4 protein-coding genes are annotated in these 2,917 nt (G+C 74.5%); 3 read left to right on the top strand and 1 reads right to left on the bottom strand.

Annotation, left to right across the window (positions count from 1 at the left end):
- The 3 genes from OZN99_RS28905 to OZN99_RS28895 all read left to right on the top strand — a co-directional run.
- On the top strand, positions 1-188 hold a 188-nt coding region (locus OZN99_RS28905), incomplete at its 5' end, for a hypothetical protein (protein ID WP_270938674.1).
- Entirely contained in the window at positions 188-1,009 is an 822-nt protein-coding gene (locus tag OZN99_RS28900) for a sugar phosphate isomerase/epimerase family protein (protein WP_270938673.1), read from the top strand. The genes OZN99_RS28905 and OZN99_RS28900, both read left to right, overlap by 1 nt.
- The gene (locus OZN99_RS28895; RefSeq protein WP_270938672.1) at positions 1,006-2,433 is read left to right on the top strand and encodes an enolase-like domain-containing protein; all 1,428 of its coding nucleotides are present in this window, start codon (positions 1,006-1,008) and stop codon (positions 2,431-2,433) included. The genes OZN99_RS28900 and OZN99_RS28895 overlap by 4 nt, the downstream gene beginning before the upstream one ends.
- Here the strand turns inward: OZN99_RS28895 and OZN99_RS28890 are convergent.
- On the bottom strand, positions 2,434-2,917 hold a 484-nt coding region (locus OZN99_RS28890), incomplete at its 5' end, for a hypothetical protein (RefSeq protein ID WP_270938671.1).

Genomic DNA, 2,917 nt, shown 5'->3' with positions numbered 1-2,917 from the left:
TCGCGGCGCCCGCGCTGGACCCGCTCGGCGTCGTGACCGCGCAACTGGAGGCCTTCCTGCACGCCGTGGCGACGCGCGCGCCGCAGGGGCCGGGCCTGGTGGAGGGCGGCGTCGCGCCGCTCGCCATCCTGGACGCCGCGCGCCGATCCGCGCATGAAGGCCGCGCCGTGGAGGTCGGGGAGGGCTGATGCGCATCGCGCTCTGCAACGAGGTCGTGGCGACGCTGCCCTTCGCCGCGCAGGCGCGGCTGGCCGCGGGCCTCGGTTATGCCGGCCTCGAGGTCGCGCCCTTCACGCTCGATGCCGAGGCGCCCCACCTGCTGCCTGCCGCCCGCCGCGCGGAGCTGCGCCGCATCGCGGAAGGGGAGGGCGCGCCGATCACCTCGCTGCACTGGCTGCTGGTGGCGCCCGCTGGCCTGTCGATCACCTCCACCGAGCCGGCGCTGCGCGCGCGCACGCTGGACGTGATGGAGCGCCTGATCGTGCTGGCCGCCGACCTCGGCGCGACGCTGCTCGTGCACGGCTCGCCGAAGCAGCGCCACGTCGCCGCCGATGGCGACGCGGCGCGGGCCGAGGAGGCGATGGGCAGGGCCGGCGCCTGGGCCGCCGCGCATGGCCTGACCTACTGCCTCGAGCCGCTGGACGCGGGCCAGACCAACTGGGCGACCACGGTCGCGGAGGCGGTGGGGATCGTGGAACGCATCGCCTCGCCGGGCCTGAAGACGATGCTGGACGTCAGCGCCGCCGGCAACGGCGAGAGCGAGCCGGCCGAGGCGCTGCTGCGCCGTTTCGTGCCGACCGGCTGGATCGCGCATGTCCACCTGAACGACCGCAACCGCCGCGGCCCGGGGCAGGGCAGCGACCGCTTCGCCCCCGTGCTGCGCGCGCTGGACGAGACCGGCTATGGCGGCTTCTGCGCCGTCGAGCCCTTCGACTACCACCCGGACGGCCCGGCCAGCGCCGCGCGCGCGATCGGCTACCTCGCCGGCGTGATGGAGACGCTCCGATGACCGCACCGCGCTTCACCCTGGTCGAGACGCAGCGCCTGGAATGGCCCTTCCGCCTGCGCATGCCCTTCCGCTTCGGCGTGATCACCGTCACCCACGGTCGCCAGGCGGTGGTGCGCGCGCGCATCCGGCTGGAGGACGGCACCGAGAAATGGGGCCTCGCCGCCGAGACCCTCGCCGCCAAGTGGTTCGACAAGGACCCCGCACTGTCCGACGCGCAGAACGAGCACCAGCTGCGCCGCGCGCTGGAACTGGCGGAGGCCGCGACGCGCGCCGCCGGCGCCCGCACCGCCTTCGCGCATTTCGCCGACACCTATGCCGGCGTCACCGCCGAAGCGGCGAAGGAGAAGCTGAACCCGCTGGTCGCCAGCTACGGCCGTGCGCTGCTGGACCGCGCCATGCTGGATGCGCTGCTGAAGGCGCAGCGTGTCTCCTTCTGGACCGGCATGCGCGCCAACATCGGCGGCATGGCGCCGCACGCCATCCTGCCCGACCTGGCCGGCTTCGACTTCGCGGCCATGCTCGCGGGCTGCACGCCGCTGCGCCGCATCCATGCCCGCCACACCGTCGGGCTGGTCGATCCCATCACCGCCGCCGACCAGGCCGAGCGCGTCGATGACGGCCTGCCCGAGACGCTGGAGGAGGTCGTCGCCACCTACCGCCACCGCTACTGGAAGCTGAAGGTCGGCGGCAACGTCGCGGCCGACGTGGAGCGCCTGTCGCGCATCGCCGCCGTGCTGGACCGGCTGCATGGCGGCTACCACGCCAGCCTGGACGGAAACGAGCAGTACGAGGATGCCGAGGGCGCGCTGGCGCTGTGGCGCGCGATGGAAGCCGAGCCGCGGCTCGCGAAGCTGCGCGCCTCCATCCTGTTCATCGAGCAGCCGGTGAAGCGCGCCCGCGCGCTGGAGACCGGCATGGCCGCGCTGGCGGCCGCACGCCCCGTCATCATCGACGAGAGCGACGGCCCGCTGGACGCCTTCGTCACCGGCCGCGCGCTCGGCTATGCCGGCGTGTCGTCCAAGGCCTGCAAGGGCGTCTGGCGTTCGCTCGCGAACCTGGCGCGCTGCCGGGCCTGGAACGCGGAAGCGGGCACCGACCGGTTCTTCATGTCGGCCGAGGACCTGACCACGCTCGCCGGCGTCTGCGTGCAGCAGGACCTTGCTTTGGTCTCCTTCATGGGCCTGCCGCATGTCGAGCGGAACGGCCACCACTTCGTGGACGGCTTCGCCGGCCGCCCGAAGGCGGAGGCGGTGCGCTTCATGGAAGCGCATCCCGACCTCTACGCCGACACGCCGCGCGGCCCGCGGCTGCGCATCGCCGAGGGCGCGCTGGACATCGGCTCGCTCGACGTGCCCGGCCTGGGCGCCACGACGGAGCCCGACTTCGCCGCGATGGAGCCGATGCCGAAGGCCGCCTGGCCCTGATCAGGGCTGGACGCGGCTGAACCCCACCGCGCGCAGCGCGGCGGCGCGCGCTTCCGCCACCGTCTGCCCGGGCTGCAGCGCCGAGAGGTAGAGCAGCCGCAGCAGCCGCTGATCCAGCGGCGTGAGGTCCACGGGGGGCGGGCCGGTACGGAATGCGGTGTCCGCGATCCCGTTGTCGGCCCCGAACTGCCCGAGCGCCCCGGCGGTCTGCGCGACGATGGACCCCCAGAGCCGCGGCGGCGCCAGCCCGCCACGGATCGCCAGCAGCGCCGCGCGCGGCCGGGTCTGCGCCGCATCGGCGAAATCCGTCATGCGCGCCGAGGGCGCGTCGCGCAGCATCGCCGGCAGCACGCGCAGCGCGTCGTCCAGCGGCGGGAAGCCGGCGGCCACGGTCGCGCGCTGCGCGTCCAGCAGCGCCACGGGATCGGCGGCGATGGCGACGAAGAGGTTCGCCGGCCCCTCGCGCACCAACTCCACGACATGG

Source organism: Falsiroseomonas oryzae, from assembly GCF_027856955.1.
Lineage (GTDB): Bacteria > Pseudomonadota > Alphaproteobacteria > Acetobacterales > Acetobacteraceae > Falsiroseomonas > Falsiroseomonas oryzae.
Note: the sequence above shows the minus strand (reverse complement) of the source record. Positions and strands in the feature narration are given on the sequence as shown.

What these genes read in the sequence shown, in the direction of transcription:
- OZN99_RS28900 (WP_270938673.1), top strand. Translation starts at nt 188, where the DNA reads ATGCGCATCGCGCTCTGCAACGAGGTCGTGGCGACGCTGCCCTTCGCC.
- OZN99_RS28895 (WP_270938672.1), top strand. Translation starts at nt 1,006, where the DNA reads ATGACCGCACCGCGCTTCACCCTGGTCGAGACGCAGCGCCTGGAATGG.